The following is a 23,266-nucleotide window of genomic DNA, read 5'->3' on the forward strand; positions in this document are numbered from 1 at the left end:
AAAGAAAATATTTTGAAGGATATATTTACAACAACATAGTTATATTAAGCAAGGATAGTCGATTTTTATCAAAGCAGTGCCTTGATCTTAGATAATAAACAAGAAACATTTAGCAACATATTGTTGGTAACCTTGTGAATAGTAAGTAGTTACAGGCTGAACTATTCTGCTATTGATCTTCTTGCGGGTGTTGAATGTTTCGCGGGTATTAAGTGATAACACCAAGTGATTAATCTTCAGCTCCTATTGCTTTATGTTATTACTGGCTATCAGGTGAAACTCTTCGTTAGTATGTTCTGCTGCCGGAACTAATCGGGCATATGCTAATCAGAGGTTGCGGTAAGCGATATAATGATGTGGCGATAAGTAAAGTGCAGTAGCCAACAACCAGTGAGGAAATAGTAAGTATGGACAAGTGGCGATATCTGGCGATTGGCGTGTGTCTGGTGACGACTTCAGGAGTGGCATTCGCTGACTCCATTGATGCCCAACGGCAACGCTATCAGCAAGTTAAACTGGCCTGGGACAGCAATCAGATGGACACAGTGACACAACTGATGCCCACGTTGCGTGATTATCCCCTGTACCCATATCTGGAGTACCGCCAGTTAACGCAAGACCTGAGCCAGGTGAGCGCGGTGCAAGTGAACGATTTCCTTAGCCGTAATCCAACCTTGCCGCCAGCACGTTCACTGTCATCCCGTTTTGTTAATGAACTGGCTCGCCGGGAAGATTGGCGGGGGTTATTGGCATTCAGCCCGACAGCACCGAAGCCGGTTGCAGCCCGTTGTAACTATTACTATGCCAAATGGGCCACTGGCGAACAGCAGGTGGCCTGGGATGGTGCGAGTGAAATTTGGCTGAACGGCCAGACACTTCCGGGCAGTTGCACTAAATTATTCAGTGTCTGGCAACAAGCCGGGCATCAAACCCCACTGGCAACACTGGCGCGGATGAAGTTAGCCTTGAAAGAGGGCAATGCCAGTTTAGTGAGTTATTTACTTAAACAACTGCCAGCGGATTATCAGACCATGGGTACTGCACTGGCAAAACTGCAAAGTGACCCGGCCAGTGTTGAAAGCTTTGCCCGTACGGTCGGGCCGACAGATTTTACCCGTTCTGCCACCATCATTGCTTTTACCCGTTTGGCTCGCCAAGACGTGGAGAACGCGCGAGCGATGATCCCGACCTTGGCCCGGCTACAAAAAATGAGTGATAGCGAAAAGCTGGAGCTGGAAGAGGCGGTGGCCTGGCGTTTGATGGGGACCGATGCGACTTACGATCAGGCCAAATGGCGAGATCAAGTCACCTTGCGTAGCCATTCAACGTCGTTGCTGGAGCGGCGTATTCGCATGTCTCTGGGCAGTGGCGATCGTCAGGGGTTAGCGACCTGGCTGGCACGCTTACCGGCCGATGCGCAAGATAAAGATGAATGGCGCTACTGGCGTGCATCGCTGTTATTGGAACAAGGTAAAAAAACCGAGGGTGAAGCTATCCTGCGCAGCCTGATGCAGGAACGTGGCTTTTACCCGATGGTTGCAGCTCAAAAATTGGGCGTTCCTTACCCCATTAATGTTGAGGTAGCGACCAAACCGGATGCATCGTTAGCACAGCGGCCGGAAATTATCCGGGTGCGTGAATTGATGTACTGGAATATGGACAATCTGGCCCGTAACGAGTGGAGCTATCTGGTCGCTAGCCGCAGTAAGCCGGAACAGGAAGCACTGGCGCGCTACGCTTTTAACCAGAAGTGGGCGGACTTAAGCGTACAGGCCACCATCGTTGCCAAATTGTGGGACCATCTGGAAGAGCGCTTCCCGCTGGCATGGCCAAAGGAGTTCCGTCAGGCGACAGAAGGCAAAGGGATAACCCCAAGTTATGCCATGGCTATTGCCCGTCAGGAAAGTGCCTGGAACCCGAAAGCACAGTCACCAGTAGGGGCGACGGGGTTAATGCAGGTGATGCCGCGTACCGCTGAACACACAGTAAAACTCAATAATATCAGTGGTTATGTCAATAGCAGCCAATTACTGGATCCGCTTACAAACATTGAGATCGGTACCAGCTATCTGGAAGAGGTTTACCAGCAGTTCGGGTGCAACCGTATCTTATCCAGTGCCGCCTATAACGCCGGCCCATCGCGGGTGAATACCTGGTTAGGTAACAGTGGCGGGCAAGTGGATGCAGTGGCATTCATCGAGAGTATTCCTTTCTCAGAAACCCGTGGCTATGTGAAAAATGTGTTGGCATACGATGCCTTTTATCGGCACTTTATGAATCGCCCAGCGAAGGTGCTGAGTGATGCCGAGTGGCAGCGGCGTTACTAATCCCCCTTTGTACTTGAAGTCGCAGGGGTGTTAGCTACGCGCACTTACCCGAATCACTTACTGGAGTAAGCTCATCGGGATGCGTTTGCTTGCTGCCTACCTGCGACTCCAATTACTTTGGGGTTACTCTTCGTCCTTGACGCTGCGGCGGTGTTAGCGGCGCTCGCGCACCCGAATCACTTACTTGTGTAAGCTCATCGGGGTTTGCTCGCTTGCAGCCTTGCCGCAACGTCAATGACTTTGAGGATACTCCTTCGTTCTGGACGCTGCGGCGGTGTTAGCGGCGCTCGCGCACCCGAATCACTTGACTGTGTAAGCTCATCGGGGTTTGCTCGCTTGCAGCCTTGCCGCAACGCCAATGACTTTGAGGATACTCCTTCGTTCTGGACGCTGTGGCGGTGTTAGCGCACCCGAATCACTTGACTGTGTAAGCTCATCGGGATGCGTTTGCTTGCTGCCTGCCTGCGACGCCAATGACTTTGGGGTTACTCTTCGTCCTTGACGCTGCGGCGGTGTTAGCGGCGCTTACTACCTTGGCGTTGCAGGCTTGTTTACTGGCAGCTCTGCAACGCCAAGTTCTTTGGCTAAATCTCACGTTATGGTATGCTCTCGTACTAGTTAAATAGTACCTTGGGTATCTATCATGACAAAACTACGATTGACCGATGATCTGTCGGCTGACGAAATAAACATGCCTAATATCCACAGCCCGGTTAATACTGCTTTCGCGCCAGATCCGGCGTTATCCCCAGAAGATAATCAGCACTGGCTGAGCTTTGTTGCGCTATTGGAAAACGCGATTGCGCAAGACCTGCATTTGCCCTTGCTGCAATTGATGCTGACACCGGATGAGCGCACGGCTCTGGGTACCCGGGTACGTATCATTGAGGAGTTAATGCGCGGGGAATTAAGTCAGCGTGAATTGAAAACCCAGTTAGGTGCAGGTATCGCGACCATTACCCGTGGCTCTAACAGCTTGAAAACGGCCCCGCCACAGCTCAAAAGCTGGCTTGAGACCCAATTATTGACAAACGATGTAAAGCCTTCCTGAGTTTAGTATCACGGTGCCGGGCGTTGATATATTTCGTTGTGAAATGGTACCAGCGCTAACAGCAGTGCCTGGTGATAAACACTGGTGCGGGTCAATTTACCGTCGGTAAAAATACCGATGGCACCACCCTGATGTTTTACATTCGATATGCCGGTTAAAACTGCCATTTCGTCGCCCAGCTCACGGCCTTGGCGAATCCCATGCAATATAATGTCGGGCAGCATTAAGCTGGCAGAACGGGATTCTCCCCGTAACTGTAAGTGTTCAATTACCATCCAGGCAAAGGTCATATTATCTTCAATACCGGCTTCAACCCCAACCCAAAAATCAGCCTCAGGGCGAATCTTACGTGCGTTACTCACACGCTGTCTGGCGCCACTGAGTGTCTCAAGACTGCCGATGGGTTGCAGGGGAACACCGCTATCGACATTGACACCTTCAATACGATACTGGCCGGGGCCATAAACATCATCGAAGGCGAGGGTGATAGCCTTAATCTTTGCAGGGTTGGTAGTTGCGGCAACAACATGGTACATAATGAGTCTAGTATCCTATTCCCTTGGGAGTTGAAGCAGCAGGGCTGTTAGCTGTCTATCTGCCACGCCAACGTCTTTGGGTTTATCTAAAGTAATGGTTTTTGTGCCTATTTTACGCAGTATAACGGAAAAACGACATGTTACAGGTATATCTCGTGCGTCACGGTGAAACCCTCTGGAATGCCTCACGCCGCATTCAGGGCCAATCAGACAGTCCTCTGACCGACATCGGTATCCGTCAGGCCAACTTGGTTGCGCAACGGGTTAGCAGCCAGGGTATCACCCATATTATTACCAGCGACCTTGGCCGCACACAGCAGACAGCTAAAATTATTGCTGATGCTTGCGGCCTAACCATGGTGACAGACTCACGCCTGCGTGAGCTGAATATGGGCGTGTTGGAGGCGCGCCCCATTGAAAGCTTATCGGTGGAAGAAGAGCAGTGGCGTAAGCAGATGGTTAATGGTACCGAGGGCGGGCGTATTCCTGAAGGTGAGTCGATGACTGAACTGGGTAGCCGTATGCATGCAGCGCTGGATAGCTGTCTGAAGTTACCTGCTGGCAGCAAGCCACTGTTAGTTAGCCATGGTATGGCGCTGGGATGTTTGTTGAGTACATTACTGGGTCTGCCCGCGCATGCCGAACGGCGTCTGCGTTTGCGCAACTGTTCGTTATCACGGGTTGATTATCAAGAAAGCCCTTGGCTGGCCTCTGGCTGGGTCATTGAAAGTGCTGGCGATACCGCTCACTTGGATATGCCAGCACTTGATGAGCTACAGCGTTAACGACGGATAGGAATGAGATATTCACATTTCAACGAGGTTGGAGGCCCGTCTTTCGGCCTCCCCTGCGGGAAGAAGCGCTCTATATCGTACCCTCGCCGGCGGGTTAGCCCTAATTGCGGCAGACTGGTGCCATAGAGTGTCAGAATGAAGTTTTGCAATCCCTCCAGCGGCCCCTCATAGCTGAACTGCACGTACTCGCCACCTTGCAAGATAACCGGTTGCCCTTCCGGCACATTGCCCGGAACATGTTGTGGCTCAATGGCGGTGGTATAGAAAATCTCCTGCTCATCATCTTTCTCCTGATTAGGGCGGGAGTGATGTAAACCATAGAGCACTGGCGGCAAGTGATCGGCATCACCGAGATATTGTTGCCAAAAATGCGAACGTAGTTCAGTACGATAAGTTGATATCTGTTCAAGCGTACAAGAGTAGCTTTGTGTCAGACCAATCAGGTGCTGTTCAGGCAAGGTGATGAATTCAGGTTGAGGTAGCGTATATTCCCCCAGCCGAATCGGTGGGCAAATCCCAGCCGAGTGCCAATCTTCTGCCCGTCGGTACAGCGCCGGTGTTTGCGCAAACTGTTTTTTAAATGCCCGGGTAAAGGTTTGCTGCGAATCAAAGCGATATTGTAGGGCAATGTCCAGAATAGGACGGCTGGTTAATCGTAACGCTACAGCGGCTTTAGATAACCTTCTGGCACGGATATAGGCACCGATAGCATTCCCGGTGACATCCTTGAACATTCGCTGCAAATGCCATTTAGAATAGCCGGCTTTGGCAGCAACATTGTCCAGTGCTAAAGGCTGGTCTAAATGACTTTCTAGCCAGCTAAGCAAATCACGAATGATACTGGCTTGATCCATAGATCTTCCTCGTAAAGCGGCCTAAATTTAGGGTGTTAGTCATATGAAAAGAATAGCTCTGGCGAATAGTAGCAACTTTTTATGTTCCCGACTGCTTAAGAATTTTGTGGCATAGTGTGTTAAAAAAGAACCTAAGATTTATAAAATGTCTTTTTAACGAATATTTTATTTTTAGTACAAATAGTTAACGCTGAGTAACGTTATTCAGCGGAATGGAGTAAGTGTATGAAAAAGAATTGGATATTCCTTGGTTGTCTGCTTTCATTTGGGGCCATAACTGCTCATGCAGAGGAAATTGGCTCCGTCGATACGGTCTTTAAACTGCTCGGGCCAGATCATAAAATCGTGGTTGAAGCCTTCGACGACCCCGATGTTAAAAATGTAACTTGTTATATCAGCCGCGCTAAAACCGGGGGCATCAAAGGTGGATTGGGGTTGGCAGAGGATACGTCTGATGCAGCAATTTCCTGTCAGCAAGTGGGGCCGATTGAGCTGAGTGATAAAATTAAGAATAAAAAATCCGAAGGTACAGTGGTTTTCCAGAAACGGACTTCTTTGGTGTTTAAAAAGTTACAGGTAGTGCGTTTCTATGATCAAAAGCGTAATGCCTTAATCTATCTGACCTATTCCGATCGCGTTGTCGACGGCTCGCCGAAAAATGCGATCAGCGCCGTTCCGATTATGCCGTGGTAAAAATTGGATAGATATAAAAAAGCCAGCATAGAATGCTGGCTTTTTACTGTGGATAGCAGGCAGAGGTTTACTCTTCCAGGTCACCACAGAAACGGTAACCTTCACCATGGATAGTGGCGATGATTTCTGGTGTGTCCGGCGTGGATTCAAAATGTTTACGAATGCGGCGGATAGTCACGTCAACAGTACGGTCATGAGGCTTCAGCTCACGGCCGGTCATTTTCTTCAACAATTCGCCACGGGATTGAATTTTGCCTGGGTTTTCACAGAAGTGCAGCATGGCGCGGAACTCACTACGTGGCAGCTTATAATGCTCGCCAGCAGGGCTTATCAGTGAGCGGCTATTGATATCCAGCTCCCAGCCATTAAATTTGTAACTCTCAACCAAGCGGCGCTCTTCACCCACGCTACCCAAATTCATGGTGCGTGACAGTAAGTTACGTGCCCGAATGGTTAATTCGCGCGGATTGAAAGGTTTGGTGATGTAATCATCAGCGCCAATTTCCAAGCCAAGGATCTTATCTACTTCGTTATCACGACCTGTCAGGAACATTAGGGCAACACTTGCTTGTTCACGAAGTTCTCGTGCTAGCAACAGGCCATTCTTGCCCGGCAGATTGATGTCCATGATAACTAAGTTGATATCATTCTCAGACAGAATGTGGTGCATTTCTGCGCCATCATTGGCCTCATGAACTACATAGCCTTCCGCCTCGAAAATGCTCTTCAGGGTGTTACGAGTAACTATCTCGTCTTCTACGATCAGAATGTGCGGGGTCTGCATGTTTGCTACCTAAAATTGCCAACAAAATAGAAATAGGAAGTACAGAAGTCTTTGTTATATTAGGATTTTTATTGACTTGTTACTCGTCATCCCGTTCATCACATGACTAAAGTACGTAAACGCGTTCTTGATGCACTTTCCATCAACGTCAACAACATCACTAGCTTGGTCGGGGTGTTACTCCCTACAGCCCCAAAGGTGACAAAAGCGGCGCATATCCTAACCCTATTAACAGCAATATAACAGTGTGAGCCGAATCTACCACCCAACAAAACTACGCTTTGTTGACATATATCAAATTCAATTGTAGCACGTTAACACTTTTGTGAAAAAGACTTACAAGAATACCAGCTTATGCGCGAGTTGGTTAAATTATGTGATCGATTCAGTGTTATTAATATTAAAAATTGAATGTCAAACGTAACAAAAAAATGATTTTTCTAATCTATTGATTTTTATTGTTTAAAATCAATATTCTTTCAGCATTACAGCCATGAAGGGATTTTTCTTGTCAGCGCCCTATTTCGCCTAAAAGCATAAGAAGAATTATCGTCAATGTTAGTTAAATGTAAAGTAATAGAGGAAACTTTTCATATTTGTTGTTTTTTAAGTCACTCATGCAAATCAATGATGATTAATTTGCCATTTTATGTCTTCAATTGGATTTTGCTATCGCGATCCTATCAATTGTCCGTTGGCGTGTTTTCTGTCATTTAGTCGAAAAAAAATCTTACAGTGGATAGTAGTGATTAAAATTAACATTACAGATTTATTATCTGGTATATCGCGGGATTTTTTATTTGTATCTGCTGATTACCCCCATTGAATTAGTTGATTACCCATTGTGGGTGGGGGCGTTTCTTTAGGGAATTGGATGAAAAAATTTGACTTGAGGGGGCGATTGCTTTAACCAATAGAGGGACAGCTTCATTTATGAGACAGACAGACGACATGCGATATATCAGCCTGAACACAACAATTATTACCACCACCGAAACCACTGGTTACGGGGCGGGCTGACGCGTACAGGAAACAACAGAAAAAAGCCCGCACCTAGACAGTGCGGGCTTTTTTTTTCAATCAAATCTTTGCAAAAAAAGTTTGCGATAAAAAAAGCGCGAAAGCGGGAGAGAATCAGAAATGCGAGTGTTGAAATTTGGCGGGACATCAGTAGCAAATGCAGAACGCTTTATGCGTGTTGCCGATATCATCGAAAGTAATGCACGTCAGGGACAAGTGGCTACCGTGTTATCCGCTCCCGCTAAAATTACCAATCATCTGGTTGCGATGATCGACAAAATGGTCGCAGGGCAAGATATCTCGCCGAATATCAGCGATGCGGAGCGGATTTTTTCCGAGCTGTTACGTGGGTTGGCCGACACTCAACCCGGATTTGACTATGAACGCTTGAAAGCGCTGGTGGCGCATGAGTTTGCGCAACTCAAACATGTCCTGCATGGTATCTCATTGCTCGGCCAGTGCCCGGATAGCATCAATGCGTCAATCATTTGCCGTGGCGAAAAACTCTCCATTGCAATCATGGAGGCGCTATTTCAGGCCAAAGGTTATCCGGTTACTGTGATTAATCCGGTCGAGAAGTTGCTGGCGCAAGGCCATTACCTCGAATCCACTGTTGATATCACGGAATCTACCCGCCGTATCGGGTCCAGCAGCATTCCGGCCAACCACATCATCTTGATGGCAGGTTTCACTGCCGGTAACGACAAAGGTGAGTTAGTGGTGCTGGGGCGTAATGGCTCCGACTATTCAGCCGCGGTGCTGGCTGCTTGTTTACGCGCTGATTGTTGTGAGATCTGGACGGATGTTGATGGGGTTTATACCTGTGACCCGCGTACTGTACCCGATGCCCGTTTACTGAAATCGATGTCATACCAAGAGGCGATGGAGCTGTCCTATTTTGGCGCTTCAGTTCTTCACCCCCGCACTATCGCCCCCATTGCCCAGTTCCAGATCCCTTGCCTGATTAAAAACACCTCTAATCCACAGGCACCTGGCACCCTAATTGGCGGGGAAAGCAGTGATGATGGCTTCCCAGTCAAAGGTATCACCAACCTGAATAACATGGCGATGATTAACGTCTCAGGTCCGGGGATGAAAGGCATGGTCGGTATGGCTGCCCGTGTCTTTGCGGTGATGTCACGCAGCGGCATTTCAGTGGTACTTATCACCCAGTCTTCTTCTGAATACAGCATTAGCTTCTGTGTGCCGCAGGGGGAGCTAGAGCGTGCCCGTAGAGCATTGGAAGATGAGTTCTATCTGGAATTGAAAGATGGCCTCTTGGAACCCCTGGATGTGATGGAGCATCTGGCGATTATCTCCGTGGTGGGTGATGGTATGCGCACATTGCGTGGCATCTCCGCTCGCTTCTTCTCGGCGTTGGCGCGTGCCAATATTAATATCATTGCGATTGCGCAAGGCTCGTCTGAGCGCTCTATTTCGGTGGTGGTGAGTAATGATGCGGTTACCACCGGTGTGCGTGTCTGCCATCAAATGCTGTTTAACACTGACCAAGTGATTGAAGTGTTTGTAATAGGTGTTGGCGGTGTCGGTGGGGCATTAATCGAACAAATCTATCGTCAGCAGCCGTGGTTGAAACAGCGCCATATCGATCTGCGGGTGTGTGGTATTGCTAATTCCAAAGCCATGCTGACCAATGTCCATGGCATTGCGTTGGATAACTGGCGTCAGGAACTGGCTGAGGTGAAGGAGCCATTTAACTTAAGCCGTCTGATTCGGTTGGTAAAAGAGTATCACTTGCTCAACCCGGTGATTGTCGATTGTACTTCCAGTCAGGCTGTTGCCGATCAATATGCTGATTTCCTGGCCGATGGTTTCCATGTTGTGACGCCAAATAAGAAAGCCAACACCTCGTCGATGAATTACTACCGTCAGATGCGTGCGGCGGCGGCGAAATCTTGTCGCAAATTCCTGTATGACACTAACGTGGGTGCTGGTTTACCGGTAATCGAAAACTTACAGAATCTGCTCAATGCCGGTGACGAACTGATGCGTTTTTCTGGCATTCTGTCAGGGTCGCTGTCGTTTATCTTCGGCAAGCTGGATGAAGGGATGACATTGTCAGAGGCAACCTTGCAAGCCAGGGAGATGGGATACACTGAACCTGACCCACGCGATGACCTCTCTGGCATGGACGTGGCGCGTAAATTGTTGATCTTGGCCCGTGAAGCAGGTTACAAACTTGAGTTGACGGATATTGAAGTTGAATCCGTTCTGCCAGCCAGTTTTGATGCTTCTGGTGATGTAGATAGCTTCCTGGCGCGTTTGCCGTCACTGGATGCCGAGTTTACCCGTTTGGTGGCGAATGCGGCGGAGCAGGGCAAAGTGCTGCGTTATGTTGGGGTTATCGAAGAAGGGCGTTGTATCGTCAGAATGGATGCTGTTGACGGTAACGACCCGCTGTATAAAGTTAAAAATGGTGAGAATGCGTTGGCTTTCTATACCCACTATTATCAGCCTATTCCGTTGGTGCTGCGCGGATACGGTGCGGGTAATGACGTGACTGCTGCCGGGGTATTCGCTGATCTTTTACGCACATTATCCTGGAAGTTGGGAGTTTAAATATGGTTAAGATCTATGCTCCGGCATCGATTGGCAATGTCAGCGTTGGATTTGATGTGTTGGGTGCGGCGGTTTCGCCGCTAGATGGTACCTTACTCGGCGATTGTGTCAGCGTGACGGCGGCAGACCGTTTCAGTCTGCGCAATGAAGGCCGCTTTGTCAGCAAACTGCCTGATGACCCGAAAGAGAATATTGTTTATCAATGCTGGGAGCGTTTTTGTCAGGAAATGGGCAAACAGATCCCGGTGGCGATGGTGCTGGAAAAGAATATGCCGATTGGTTCTGGGCTAGGTTCCAGTGCTTGTTCGGTAGTTGCTGGGTTAATGGCGATGAACGAGTTCTGTGGCAAGCCACTGGATAAAGTCACGTTACTCGGCCTGATGGGGGAGCTGGAAGGGCGTGTTTCCGGCAGTGTGCATTATGATAATGTTGCACCTTGCTATCTGGGTGGGATGCAACTGATCCTCGAACAGGAAGGTTACATCAGCCAGAACGTTCCCGGCTTTGATGATTGGCTGTGGGTCATGGCGTATCCGGGTATTAAGGTCTCGACCGCTGAAGCGCGCGCCATTTTACCGGCGCAATATCGCCGTCAGGATTGTATCGCTCATGGCCGTAATTTGGCTGGATTCATTCACGCTTGTCACACTCAGCAACCTGATTTGGCCGCTAAGATGATGAAAGATGTTATCGCCGAACCTTACCGCACCCAACTGTTGCCGGGCTTTGCTGCCGCCCGCCAAGCCGCACATGATATTGGTGCATTGGCTTGTGGTATTTCCGGCTCTGGCCCGACGCTATTTGCTGTCTGCAATGATCATGAAACCGCACAACGCATGGCGGGCTGGCTACAAAATCATTACCTGCAAAACGACGAAGGTTTTGTTCATATTTGCCGTCTGGATACCGCAGGCGCACGACTACTGGGATAACGCATGAAACTGTATAACCTTAAAGATCACAACGAGCAGGTCAGCTTCGCGCAAGCGATCAAACAAGGCCTGGGTAAGCATCAGGGGTTGTTCTTCCCACTGGAATTGCCAGAATTTGAACTGACAGAAATTGATAAACTGCTGGATCTGGATTTTGTTACCCGCAGTAGCCGTATTCTGTCTGCTTTTATTGGCAGTGAGATTGCCCCTGAAACCTTAACCAAACGCGTTCAGGCCGCATTTGAATTCCCGGCACCCGTGGCTCAGGTTGAGAATGATATCGCCGCACTGGAGCTGTTCCACGGCCCGACACTCGCGTTTAAAGATTTCGGCGCGCGTTTTATGGCGCAAATGTTGGCTGAAGTGGCGGGTGATCAGCCGGTGACAATCTTAACGGCGACTTCCGGTGACACTGGGGCGGCGGTAGCACATGCATTCTATGGCCTGAAAAACGTGCGGGTGGTTATTCTCTACCCACGTGGCAAAATCAGCCCCTTGCAGGAAAAACTGTTCTGCACATTAGGTGGCAATATCCACACCGTGGCAATTGAGGGCGATTTTGATGCCTGCCAGGCCTTGGTGAAACAGGCCTTTGATGATGAAGAGCTGAAGCAGGAACTGAGCCTAAACTCCGCCAACTCGATCAACATCAGCCGCTTATTGGCACAAATCTGCTATTACTTTGAAGCGGTAGCCCAGTTGCCACAAGAAGCACGTAATCAACTGGTTATCTCGGTACCCAGTGGTAACTTTGGTGATTTGACCGCCGGGCTGTTAGCGAAATCATTAGGTTTGCCGGTTAAGCGCTTTATTGCTGCAACCAACGCCAACGACACAGTGCCGCGCTTCCTGGTTAACGGCCAGTGGCAGCCAAAACCCACCGTCGCGACGCTCTCGAATGCGATGGATGTCAGCCAACCGAATAACTGGCCACGTGTTGAAGAGTTATATCGCCGTAAAATCTGGCAGTTGAAGGATTTAGGCCACGGTGCGGTGAGTGATGAAGTGACCAAAGAGACCATGCGTGAGCTGGCGGAGCTGGGTTATATCTCTGAACCTCATGCGGCGATTGCGTATCGTGTCTTGCGTGATCAGTTGCAGGACGGTGAGTTTGGGTTGTTCATCGGTACCGCTCATCCGGCGAAATTCAAAGAGAGCGTGGAAGAGATCCTCGGCCAGGAACTTCCGTTGCCGAAACCACTGGCTGTTCGGGCGCAACTGCCTTTGTTATCCCATGATTTACCAGCCGATTTTGCGCAATTGCGGGCTTTCTTGATGGCTTTGCCAAAGTAATTACCCGTCTTACTTGGTGTTGCAGCGTTGTTAGCCGCTCTCACTCACCCGAATCACTTACTTGACTGAGTAAGCTCATCGGGATGTGTTCGTTTGCTGCCTGGCTGCAACACCAATTACTTAGGGTAATGCTTTTTCTACTTGAAGTTGTTAAAACTGCTCAGCGCGCTTAAATACCAGTTCATTTTTTGCCGACAGCCCGGCATCAAACTCATAGCCTTCCAGATTGAAATCAACCAGTTGTTCTGGTTTGGTTAACTTATTCTGGATGATAAAGCGGCTCATCAGGCCACGGGCTTTCTTGGCATAGAAACTGATGATTTTGTATTTACTATTTTTCTCATCCAAAAATACCGGTTTAATCAGTGAGCCTGCCAGTTTGGCCGGTTTAACCGCTTTAAAATATTCATCAGAGGCCAGATTAATCAGCACATTATCACCTTGTTGCTCCAATGCCTGATTCAGTTTTTCAGTTATCTGGTCACCCCAGAACGAATAGAGATCTTTGCCGCGCGGATTAGCCAGCTTAATCCCCATTTCCAGGCGGTAAGGTTGCATTAAATCCAGCGGGCGTAACAGGCCGTACAAGCCAGAGAGCATGCGCAAATGCTTTTGCGCAAAATCAAAATCGGCGGCGCTGAAATTCTGTGCTTGCATGCCGGTATAGACATCACCTTTAAAAGCCAAAATCGCCTGACGTGCATTGTCCGGGGTAAAATCAGGCTGCCAGTCGCTAAAGCGGGCAGCATTTAAACCGGCCAGCTTGTCGCTAATCCCCATCAGACGGCTGATTTGGGCTGGCGTCAGCTCACGACAAATCTCAATAAGCACTTGTGACTTATCCAACATTTCAGGCTGAGTAAACTTCTTGGTCGCTAATGGACTTTGATAATCAAGGGTTTTAGCCGGAGAGATAATAATAAGCATAACGATATCCTGTTAATACCCGTCATACTTCAAGCGGCATGTGCGTTGGCTACTTTCGTTCACCTCAGTCACTTACTTATGTAAGCTCCTGAGGATTCACTCACTTGCCGTCTTTCTGCCATTCGAATTATTTAGGGTATATTTAAATAAGACACTGTAGCAAAAAGCGCACGTCAGCAAAAAAAGATTGGGCGATTGCTAAGATAGGTATCCCCATCGGACATGACGTTGTAGGGTTGTCTGCGATGATAGAGCTTGGCTAAATCGTCTCAGCACGATAAGAATGGACGAAATTGCTATTAACCAACCGGATTCTGGCTGTTTTGCACGGCGAAAACGGTTGCTAAGCAAAAAGCCTGTCTTTGCGCTTTTTTTAATCAGTTTAACTGCCTTGCACCAAGGCTTACGCATGTTATTATCAAGACAAGGCAGTGCGTCCAGATAGCCACTATTGCGAAATGGCTAACATTTCGAAAGAGCAGAAAGCAGCTTGAGAAAACAGATTCTTGAGAACATGCGTTCTTTAGGAAATGAACAGTTTTGACATGCCAAAAGTTCATGCACAAACGACGAGAAACGACAACATGACCGATAAACTTACTTCCCTACGTCAAATTACCACTGTAGTAGCAGATACCGGGGATATCGCGGCAATGAAGCTGTACCAGCCGCAAGATGCAACCACTAACCCATCACTTATCCTGAATGCGGCTCAAATTCCTGAATATCGCAAACTGATCGATGAAGCCATTGCCTGGGCACGCGAGCAAAGCAGTGACCATGCTCAGCAGATTGTTGATGCCACTGACAAATTGGCTGTGAATATCGGTTTGGAAATTCTGAAACTGATCCCAGGGCGCATTTCTACCGAAGTTGATGCTCGTCTTTCCTATGACACCGTTGCCAGCGTGGCAAAAGCCAAGCGCCTGATTAAACTGTATAACGAAGCTGGCATCAGCAATGATCGTATTCTGATCAAACTGGCCTCGACCTGGCAGGGTATCCGTGCTGCGGAACAACTGGAAAAAGAAGGCATTAACTGTAACCTGACTCTGCTGTTCTCCTTCGCTCAGGCGCGTGCTTGTGCTGAAGCGGGTGTATTCCTGATTTCACCGTTTGTTGGCCGTATTCTTGACTGGTACAAAGCCAATGGCGACAAAAAAGAGTTCGCGCCACACGAAGATCCAGGTGTCGTTTCAGTAACCGAGATTTATCAGTATTACAAAAAACACGGTTATAGCACTGTGGTGATGGGCGCAAGCTTCCGTAATCTGGGTGAAATAATTGAACTGGCGGGTTGTGATCGCTTAACTATCGCACCTTCTCTGTTGAAAGAACTGGCAGAAAGCGAAGGCCCGATCGAGCGTAAACTCGCTTATACCGGTGAAGTTCAGGCGAAGCCTGCACCACTGACCGAAGCTGAGTTCTACTGGCAGCATAATCAGGACCCTATGGCTATCGATAAACTGGCTGACGGTATCCGTAAGTTTGCTATCGACCAAGGCAAACTTGAGAAAATGATCTCTGACCTGCTGTAATTCGAGCGGTATGTCTGATAAAAGGTGGCGTAAGCCGCCTTTTTTATTGCCTGTTAGCTGGCCAGGTTTGTGCTGCTCCCCCCACGTTAATTATGTTGGATATGCTATTATTCGCCCTGGATAACAGGCATTTCGTCGAGGTAGTCGCATGAATACATTACGTATAGGTTTAGTCTCCGTCTCTGATCGGGCGTCAAGTGGGGTATATCAAGATAAAGGCATTCCGGCACTGGAAGAGTGGCTGGCAAGTGCGTTAACCACCCCTTTTGAAATAGAAACTCGTCTTATCCCCGATGAGCAAACTCTGATTGAGCAGACATTGTGTGAGTTAGTCGATGAAATGGGCTGCCATTTGGTGCTGACCACTGGCGGTACCGGCCCGGCGAGACGTGATGTTACCCCTGATGCCACGCTGGCAATTGCGGATCGGCAAATGCCAGGTTTTGGCGAACAAATGCGTCAAATCAGCCTTCATTTCGTTCCCACCGCTATTTTATCCCGTCAGGTAGGGGTTATCCGCAAGCAGGCATTGATCATCAACTTGCCGGGGCAGCCTAAATCAATCAAAGAGACGCTTGAAGGCGTGAAAGACGCCGAGGCGAACGTGGTGGTTGCCGGTATTTTTGCCAGTGTGCCTTATTGCATTCAACTACTGGATGGGCCTTATATAGAGACCAGTGCTGAAGTGGTAGCGGCTTTTCGCCCGAAGAATGCCATTATCGATATAAAAAGCTAAATTAAAACTTTTTACAACATAAGGCACCATTCTAACCGTGTGGGGAATTTTGTACGGTATAGTCCTATTAACTTTACAAAAAGCTGAAAATATTTTTCTTCCCCAACTCTGGTTTATTACGGTGTCATATGTCTCAAGAACACAATTCATCTCAAGTCGACTTATCGCAACCGCATGTTGCTCAAGAGCATAATCCTAACCGTCGATTGAATAAGCAAGATTATAAAACGCTCACTCTGGCTGCATTAGGGGGCGCTTTGGAATTTTATGATTTCATTATTTTCGTCTTCTTTGCTGCGGTTATCGGCGATCTTTTCTTCCCGGTAGATATGCCTGAGTGGCTGCGCCAGGTACAGACATTCGGTATTTTTGCGGCCGGTTATCTGGCTCGCCCATTAGGCGGCATCATCATGGCGCATTTTGGTGATCTTGTTGGCCGTAAAAAGATGTTTACTCTCAGTATTTTGTTAATGGCCTTACCCACGTTGGCGATCGGTATGTTGCCGACTTACGCTTCGATCGGTATTGCTGCGCCATTACTGTTGCTGTTAATGCGGGTGTTACAAGGGGCGGCAATTGGCGGCGAAGTCCCCGGAGCATGGGTTTTCGTGGCTGAACATGTACCGCGTCGGCGTATCGGGATCGCTTGTGGCACGTTAACTGCGGGTCTGACCGCGGGGATCTTGCTGGGGTCGCTGGTGGCTACCGCCATGAATACCACCTTAAGTCCTCAGGCTATTTTAGATGGCGGCTGGCGTGTACCATTCTTCCTGGGGGGAATTTTTGGTCTGTTCGCGATGTATCTGCGCCGTTGGTTGCAAGAAACACCTATCTTTAAAGAGATGCAGGCACGTAAAGCCTTGGCTGAAGAGTTACCGCTGAAATCTGTCGTGGTTAATCATAAGAAAGAAGTGTTTGTTTCCATGCTGCTGACCTGGTTGCTCTCTGCCGGGATCGTGGTGGTTATCCTGATGACCCCGACGTATTTACAAAAGCAGTTCGGCGTACTGCCAGCGCTGGCATTGCAGGCCAATAGTTTGGCGATTGTCGCATTGGTGTTTGGCTGTGTGATTGCCGGGCTGGTCATTGACCGTTTCGGTGCCAGTAAAACCTTTATTGTTGGCAGCCTGATGCTGGCGGCATCCACATGGTCGTTCTACCACACAAATTTGACTGATCCAACTCAACTCATTACGCATTATATGATGGCCGGATTTTGTGTCGGCATTGTCGGTGCGGTACCTTATGTGATGGTCCGTGCATTCCCGGCAGAGGTCCGTTTTACGGGGATATCCTTCTCTTACAATGTGGCCTACGCCATTTTTGGTGGTCTGACACCGATTGTGGTGACCCTATTAATGAAAATGACACCGATGGCCCCGGCCTATTACATGCTGTTGTTATCGCTGGTAGGATTGTTGCTGGGGATTTATCTGCGTAATGATATTAATAGCGATGTGAAAGTGCATCTGCCAAAGAAGGTTTTGGTTGAGTAAGAGAGCGGGTAAATAGATCTCATCTTCAAAAATAGCCCATACAATATATGGGCTATTTTTTGACCCATATAATTTAAAATTCATTCTTAAAATTAAAACCAACCTTCTGTTTGACTCGAGCCGAGGGCTGAGTAATGACTTCAGAGAATAATATTCTGGCACCCTGTTGCTGTAAATATCGGCTTAGCTCTCTGACTGCTGCTGTGCCAGCGCCTCTTACGGTTCCTTCGCGATCAGGAAATAAGACATAGTCTGGCAGTGTTGCCGACGCGACTAGTTCAACTTCATCCCGGCTATTAAAACGGTCAGCAAGTACTATCGCGATAACTCTTCCCCGCAGTTTAACTATTACATATATTTCACCGGGACGATGGAGAATGAGTCTTCGATTGATAATACCCGTCACAACATTTCCAGCAAGAAGCAGTTTATTGAGGGCATCATTAATTTCATCTGTAGCGGCATCTGCATTGGCACCTTGATCGGGGTAACCTCGCTGATACTGTTGCTCCCAGTGAGCAATGATTTCTTTCAGTTTTTTCCGCATCGCTTGGGCATTACTAATTTCTACACCTGAAAGCTTTTCTTCTTCCTCTGGTGTCGGTGTTGGGAGTATTTCTATTTCGAATTCTAATTCAGTTTGCTCAACAAATTCACCCTGTGAAATAATTTTTGGAGGAGTTGGTTTAAAGATGAAAGTCTCCAATAGCAACTCATAAATGCCTAATGGTAAGAGCTCCACCTGTGATGGTGACTCATCAGATAAGGAAAGAAGGTTATAAGAGGTATAACTAAGCTGAGCATAATCAAAAGCGGTTTTAATATCGGCAAGGGCATTATTAGTGGTTCTATCGGTTATTTTTTCTGTTATAGCATGGATGAGCCTATTTTCTACTGCTGCATTTTCGGCGGTGACGCCGGTACTTCCTGTTCTTATTATTGAATCTACTATTTGGCCAAAAAATGCTGTATTCCAGGTTTCTAAGCTATTACCAAACAACAAAGTAAAGTCAGTCATGATTTCTAATGTCCAGTCAATGCAATGGGGTCTTACTTGACGTGTTGGACGAGAGTTAAATAAAGAGTGGAGCGAAACCATGCAGGCTTTGGCTACCGCCGGGAGGCTTAGAGATTGTCTACGTTGACTGTAATCTATATAAGTCAATGTCATGTAGTTATCTACACTCTTAGGTATGCGTAACTCTGCTTCTTTGCTGGACTTTGGTTTTAGTGGGGAGCTGTTTCCAGCAATATGTAATGTTTTTCCTTTTGTATTATGGTTGAAAAAATCATTTGCACTGAATATGATGCCATTCAATTGTTGGCATTTACCTTGTATAATATAATTATAGATATTTAAAAAAGGAGTGAAAGCACATAATATTTTACTTGCTTGTGCTAAATCTCTTTTTTCCCAATCCTTATCTCCTGTATCTGCGGTAAGTATAGTTTTGACGATAACTAAAGGTTTATCTTTATTGTAGTTAGTTATTACTATCTCTGGGGGGTCGCTAATGCCATTATCCCAATCAAAAAAATAATGGGGGATGTATCCACTAAATGATTTTCCAATGTCCGAATGTATTGTACTTTTACTGTGTCTTTTTCTATTTGTATAATGAAAGACAGATTGTCGCTGCGTCTATAATGTTCAAAATAAAACTTATCATTCATTTTTTCATTGTAGAAATTAATTGTATTTTTATTAATGTTAATGTTCGCACCGTTAAATAATGTGAGAACATAATTATCGTCTTCTCCTAAATTCATAGTGTTAAAAACCAATAAAATCTGCTTATTTTTCAATCGTTCGTCGTTCCAGTATTTACCAAATACATCAGCGAGTTTTATTTTATGGTTGGTTACAATGACACACTGTTGATCACAGCTCAGGCCTTTGCTTTCTGATACCTTGATACCAGTGATTGTATTACTCATTTCCAGTGCTTTTAAACTATTATCAGTAATGCTTTCTGTTAACTTAAAAAAAGGAGCATTGAAATTATCATTCTTGTAGATTGTTGCTATCATTCCTTGGGGTATGGTGATGGATTGAATACTATCATTATGAATAGGTAGTACTTCTCTGTCAGACTCAAGGATATTCTCTGTATCGTGATAAAAATCTATTTGTTGATTGGATGCTAAACAAGTAGTTTCACCCTGAAACCCATCTTCTGTATAAAAACAGATTGCCGGTGCTATTTGATATGATTTTATTCTGTTATAAAACCCTGATGATTTTAGTTGCTGTAGATTAATATCATTCTTTAATGTTATTTTTTCACCATAAAGATCAATGTCATCATAAAGGGTTACAATCATGCCCGGTGGGACCGAAATTGATTCTATTTTACTATTAAATTTATGATTATAAGCAGACATTGATTCACTCTCTACTGAGCAAAATGATTCCCCACTAAAATCCGCTAGTTCATAAAAACAAACATTTCCCTCACTTGAATAGACTGATTCTGATATTATTAATATAGTGTTTATCAATAGTTTTGTGACTATTCGCATAGGTTAGCCCTTAAGTCTATTAACTTGAATGTTTCATATTACTTACCTCATCTTGATGTTATATGATTTGTTTTTTATTTACTTTATCTATTTTAATTATTCTATTTAATTATTTTGTAATGCTAATTTTAATCAAGTAATCAATTTTTTTAGACGTAATAAGTAAACATAAAAAAGCCCCTGAAACATGAATGCTCCAGGGGCTTTAAATCTAAACTTCCTAATTAAACTACATGTTGCGCTTGTAAAGTTGGGCTTGGTTCACCAATCGGCAATACGGTACGGCCATATTGTTCGTTCAATACTTCTGCCATTGCCAGGTAAATTGCACTTGCACCACAAATGATGCCTTCGAAACCGGCGAAAACCAGCAGTGAATGGTTGCCGGTGAAGTTACCGACGGCCAGCAGCGCAAACAGCAGCGTCAGGCTACCGAACACAAACTGCAAAGCACGGTTAGCGGGCAAAGTTCCGAAGAACATAAACAGTGTGAAGATGCCCCATAAACCTAAATAAACGCCGAGGAATTGTGCATCAGTTGCGTCAGCCATACCCATCTTAGGTAACATCAGCAAACCGACCAGGCTCAGCCAAAATGCGCCATAGGAGGTAAATGCAGTGGCCGCGAAAGTATTACCCTTCTTATATTCCAGCATACCCGCCAGAATTTGTGCCAGACCGCCGTAAAAAATCCCCATACTCAAAATAACAGAGGTCAGGGGGAAGAAACCTGCATTGTGTAGGTTGAGCAAGACGGTTGTCATCCCAAAACCCATCAGGCCTAACGGGCCAGGATTTGCCAACTTGGTGGTGTTCATAAGTCCTCTGCAATTAACAGAATGCTAAAAAATGGATAGTTATCCGAATAAGTATCAAACGCCTGAATGACCAAAAAGTCGTCGATTCCCTCAGTGCGCGCCGCATCATAATGATCCACGCGGTTGGAAACAATGATCTCGAGGGTGATAAAAAGTAATTTTTTTTCATCTCCCCCCTTGATGCTGCGTTTCGTGGCCCCATCTTATTCCCAACCGCAGGGACTAATCGTGGATCAGCGGACACATGCATCAGTAAAATATTGGGCATGAAAACATTGATTAACAAAATACGGGCAGTTGAAAACAAACAATCCGCCCACATATAGATTAGTAACTTGACCGAATATGACTTTTTAGTGGAGGCGTTTTAGATGGGTAAAATTATTGGTATCGACTTGGGTACTACCAACTCTTGTGTAGCAATTATGGATGGCACTAAAGCTCGTGTGCTGGAAAACAGCGAAGGCGACCGTACTACGCCTTCTATCATCGCTTATACCCAAGATGGTGAGATTCTGGTTGGTCAACCGGCTAAACGTCAGGCTATTACTAACCCACAAAACACACTGTTTGCCATCAAACGTTTGATTGGCCGTCGTTTCCAGGATGAAGAAGCGCAGCGTGATAAAGATATCATGCCGTACAAAATCGTGGCAGCCGACAATGGTGATGCTTGGGTTGAAGTAAAAGGCCAGAAAGTTGCACCACCACAGATTTCTGCTGAAGTTCTGAAGAAAATGAAGAAAACAGCTGAAGATTTTCTGGGTGAACCAGTCACTGAAGCGGTTATCACTGTACCGGCTTACTTCAACGATGCTCAGCGTCAGGCAACGAAAGATGCTGGCCGTATCGCCGGTCTGGAAGTAAAACGTATCATCAACGAACCAACCGCAGCGGCACTGGCCTACGGTCTGGACAAAGAAGTCGGCAACCGTACTATCGCGGTTTATGACCTCGGTGGTGGTACTTTCGATATCTCTATCATCGAAATCGACGAAGTTGACGGTGAAAAAACCTTCGAAGTTCTGGCAACCAACGGTGATACTCACTTGGGTGGTGAAGACTTTGATAGCCGTCTGATCAACTATCTGGTTGACGAATTCAAGAAAGACCAGGGTATGGATCTGCGTACCGATCCACTGGCAATGCAGCGCCTGAAAGAAGCCGCTGAAAAAGCAAAAATCGAGCTGTCTTCAGCTCAACAGACCGACGTTAACCTGCCGTACATCACGGCTGATGGCAGCGGTCCAAAACACATGAACATCAAAGTGACCCGCGCTAAATTGGAGTCACTGGTAGAAGATTTGGTTAATCGTTCTATTGAACCACTGAAAGTGGCTTTACAAGATGCTGGCCTGTCTGTTTCCGATATCCAGGACGTTATCCTGGTTGGTGGTCAGACTCGTATGCCAATGGTTCAGAAGAAAGTTGCTGATTTCTTCGGTAAAGAACCACGCAAAGACGTTAACCCAGATGAAGCTGTAGCCATTGGTGCGGCAGTGCAGGGTGGTGTTCTGTCTGGTGAAGTGAAAGACGTTCTGTTATTGGACGTTACCCCACTGTCACTGGGTATTGAAACCATGGGTGGTGTGATGACCCCGCTTATCACTAAAAACACCACTATCCCAACTAAGCACAGCCAGGTGTTCTCTACTGCAGAAGACAACCAGTCTGCGGTAACCATCCATGTGCTTCAGGGTGAGCGTAAACGCGCTCAGGATAACAAGTCTCTGGGTCAGTTCAATTTGGACGGTATCCAGGCTGCTCCTCGCGGTATGGCGCAAATCGAAGTGACTTTCGATATCGACGCCGATGGTATTCTGCATGTGTCTGCTAAAGACAAGAATACCGGTCGTGAGCAGAAGATAACCATCAAGGCATCTTCTGGTTTGAACGAGGAAGAGATCCAGAAAATGGTACGTGATGCAGAAGCTAACGCAGAAGCAGACCGTAAGTTTGAGGAACTGGTTCAGACTCGCAACCAGGCTGACCATCTGATTCACGGCACCCGTAAACAGTTGGAAGAAGCCGGCGACAAACTGCCAGCAGAAGACAAAACTGCGATCGAAGATGCTTTGAAAGCGCTGGAAGCTGCTCTGAAAGGCGAAGACAAAGCTGAAATTGAAGCGAAAACTCAGGCTCTGGTGCAGGTTTCTGGCAAATTGCTGGAAATGGCTCAGCAGCAGCAAGCAGCCGCAGGCGGCGATGCTGGTGACACCAGTGCCAAGAAAGAAGACGACGTGGTAGACGCCGAATTCGAAGAAGTGAAAGACAAAAAATAATCGCCCTTAAGCGGGCACAGCAGTGGTAGGCCTTACTGTTGCTGGAAACCAGCACGGGCGTCGAGGAAACTCTACGCCCGTG

The 23,266-nt window shown here is 47.0% G+C and carries 18 protein-coding genes, 1 pseudogene and 1 other annotated feature; of the genes and pseudogenes, 13 read left to right on the plus strand and 6 right to left on the minus strand.

Going from position 1 to position 23,266, the window contains the following annotated elements:
- The first annotated feature begins 407 nt into the window (after window positions 1-407).
- Complete coding sequence (sltY, locus tag V1956_RS05695) at window positions 408-2,327, plus strand: murein transglycosylase (RefSeq protein ID WP_442824896.1); 1,920 nt, start codon at window positions 408-410, stop codon at window positions 2,325-2,327.
- A 643-nt stretch (window positions 2,328-2,970) separates the two neighbouring features.
- Complete coding sequence (gene trpR, locus V1956_RS05700) at window positions 2,971-3,378, plus strand: trp operon repressor (protein WP_420072228.1); 408 nt, start codon at window positions 2,971-2,973, stop codon at window positions 3,376-3,378.
- 8 nt (window positions 3,379-3,386) lie between these two features.
- Here trpR and yjjX read toward each other — a convergent pair whose 3' ends face one another.
- Window positions 3,387-3,914: an inosine/xanthosine triphosphatase gene (gene yjjX, locus V1956_RS05705; protein ID WP_420072229.1), complete on the minus strand. Its 528-nt coding sequence runs from the start codon at window positions 3,912-3,914 to the stop codon at window positions 3,387-3,389.
- 137 nt (window positions 3,915-4,051) lie between these two features.
- Here yjjX and gpmB point away from each other — a divergent pair, with 137 nt between their 5' ends.
- On the plus strand, window positions 4,052-4,699 hold the full coding sequence (gene gpmB / locus V1956_RS05710) for a 2,3-diphosphoglycerate-dependent phosphoglycerate mutase GpmB (protein ID WP_372557963.1): 648 nt from the start codon (window positions 4,052-4,054) through the stop codon (window positions 4,697-4,699).
- Here the strand turns inward: gpmB and robA are convergent.
- On the minus strand, window positions 4,696-5,562 hold the full coding sequence (gene robA / locus V1956_RS05715; protein WP_372557964.1) for an MDR efflux pump AcrAB transcriptional activator RobA: 867 nt from the start codon (window positions 5,560-5,562) through the stop codon (window positions 4,696-4,698). The two genes, gpmB and robA, sit on opposite strands and share 4 nt — an antisense overlap.
- A gap of 225 nt (window positions 5,563-5,787) precedes the next feature.
- Between robA and creA the strand changes: the two genes are divergently transcribed.
- Window positions 5,788-6,255 (plus strand): protein CreA, encoded by a 468-nt coding sequence (creA, locus tag V1956_RS05720; RefSeq protein WP_083160643.1) that lies wholly within the window; start codon window positions 5,788-5,790, stop codon window positions 6,253-6,255.
- Window positions 6,256-6,322: 67 nt separating this feature from the next.
- Here the strand turns inward: creA and arcA are convergent, their stop codons facing one another.
- Entirely contained in the window at window positions 6,323-7,039 is a 717-nt protein-coding gene (gene arcA, locus V1956_RS05725; protein ID WP_004706052.1) for a two-component system response regulator ArcA, read from the minus strand.
- Between the two features lie 102 nt (window positions 7,040-7,141).
- On the opposite strand from arcA, the gene V1956_RS05730 reads away from it, so the two are divergent.
- The 5 genes from V1956_RS05730 to thrC all read left to right on the plus strand — a co-directional run bounded on the left by V1956_RS05730 (window position 7,142) and on the right by thrC (window position 12,864).
- On the plus strand, window positions 7,142-7,282 hold the full coding sequence (locus tag V1956_RS05730) for a hypothetical protein (protein ID WP_004706054.1): 141 nt from the start codon (window positions 7,142-7,144) through the stop codon (window positions 7,280-7,282).
- A 708-nt stretch (window positions 7,283-7,990) separates the two neighbouring features.
- Entirely contained in the window at window positions 7,991-8,059 is a 69-nt protein-coding gene (gene thrL, locus V1956_RS05735; protein ID WP_002231504.1) for a thr operon leader peptide, read from the plus strand.
- Window positions 7,998-8,116, plus strand: a sequence feature (Thr leader region). (Overlaps the previous gene by 62 nt.)
- Before the next feature lie 63 nt (window positions 8,117-8,179).
- Window positions 8,180-10,639, plus strand: a complete 2,460-nt coding sequence (thrA, locus tag V1956_RS05740) for a bifunctional aspartate kinase/homoserine dehydrogenase I (RefSeq protein ID WP_372557965.1) — start codon at window positions 8,180-8,182, stop codon at window positions 10,637-10,639.
- A 2-nt stretch (window positions 10,640-10,641) separates the two neighbouring features.
- Window positions 10,642-11,571 carry a homoserine kinase gene (thrB, locus tag V1956_RS05745; protein WP_372557966.1) on the plus strand — a complete coding sequence of 310 codons (930 nt, stop codon included), beginning with the start codon at window positions 10,642-10,644 and terminating at the stop codon, window positions 11,569-11,571.
- Between the two features lie 3 nt (window positions 11,572-11,574).
- On the plus strand, window positions 11,575-12,864 hold the full coding sequence (thrC, locus tag V1956_RS05750; protein ID WP_083160635.1) for a threonine synthase: 1,290 nt from the start codon (window positions 11,575-11,577) through the stop codon (window positions 12,862-12,864).
- A 150-nt stretch (window positions 12,865-13,014) separates the two neighbouring features.
- On the opposite strand, the gene yaaA is transcribed toward thrC, so the two are convergent.
- Window positions 13,015-13,791, minus strand: coding sequence for a peroxide stress protein YaaA (yaaA, locus tag V1956_RS05755; RefSeq protein ID WP_420075093.1), 777 nt, complete (start codon window positions 13,789-13,791; stop codon window positions 13,015-13,017).
- A 584-nt stretch (window positions 13,792-14,375) separates the two neighbouring features.
- Here yaaA and tal point away from each other — a divergent pair.
- From tal to V1956_RS05770, 3 genes are all read left to right on the plus strand, one after another.
- A complete protein-coding gene (tal, locus tag V1956_RS05760) occupies window positions 14,376-15,329 on the plus strand; it encodes a transaldolase (RefSeq protein ID WP_005192439.1) in 954 nt (317 codons plus the stop codon).
- A 148-nt stretch (window positions 15,330-15,477) separates the two neighbouring features.
- Window positions 15,478-16,065 carry a molybdopterin adenylyltransferase gene (mog, locus tag V1956_RS05765; RefSeq protein ID WP_442824897.1) on the plus strand — a complete coding sequence of 196 codons (588 nt, stop codon included), beginning with the start codon at window positions 15,478-15,480 and terminating at the stop codon, window positions 16,063-16,065.
- A 128-nt stretch (window positions 16,066-16,193) separates the two neighbouring features.
- Entirely contained in the window at window positions 16,194-17,561 is a 1,368-nt protein-coding gene (locus V1956_RS05770) for an MFS transporter (RefSeq protein WP_372557969.1), read from the plus strand.
- A gap of 73 nt (window positions 17,562-17,634) precedes the next feature.
- Here V1956_RS05770 and V1956_RS05775 read toward each other — a convergent pair.
- Together V1956_RS05775 and satP are read right to left on the minus strand one after the other, a co-directional pair.
- Window positions 17,635-20,084 (minus strand): annotated as a pseudogene (locus V1956_RS05775) (peptidase inhibitor family I36 protein).
- A gap of 224 nt (window positions 20,085-20,308) precedes the next feature.
- Window positions 20,309-20,902 (minus strand): acetate uptake transporter, encoded by a 594-nt coding sequence (satP, locus tag V1956_RS05780; RefSeq protein WP_083160623.1) that lies wholly within the window; start codon window positions 20,900-20,902, stop codon window positions 20,309-20,311.
- Between the two features lie 371 nt (window positions 20,903-21,273).
- Here satP and dnaK point away from each other — a divergent pair, with 371 nt between their 5' ends.
- Window positions 21,274-23,184 (plus strand): molecular chaperone DnaK, encoded by a 1,911-nt coding sequence (dnaK, locus tag V1956_RS05785; protein ID WP_420071882.1) that lies wholly within the window; start codon window positions 21,274-21,276, stop codon window positions 23,182-23,184.
- Window positions 23,185-23,266: the final 82 nt, after the last annotated feature.

This window comes from Yersinia sp. 2540 StPb PI (assembly GCF_052217165.1).
Lineage (GTDB): Bacteria > Pseudomonadota > Gammaproteobacteria > Enterobacterales > Enterobacteriaceae > Yersinia > Yersinia enterocolitica_E.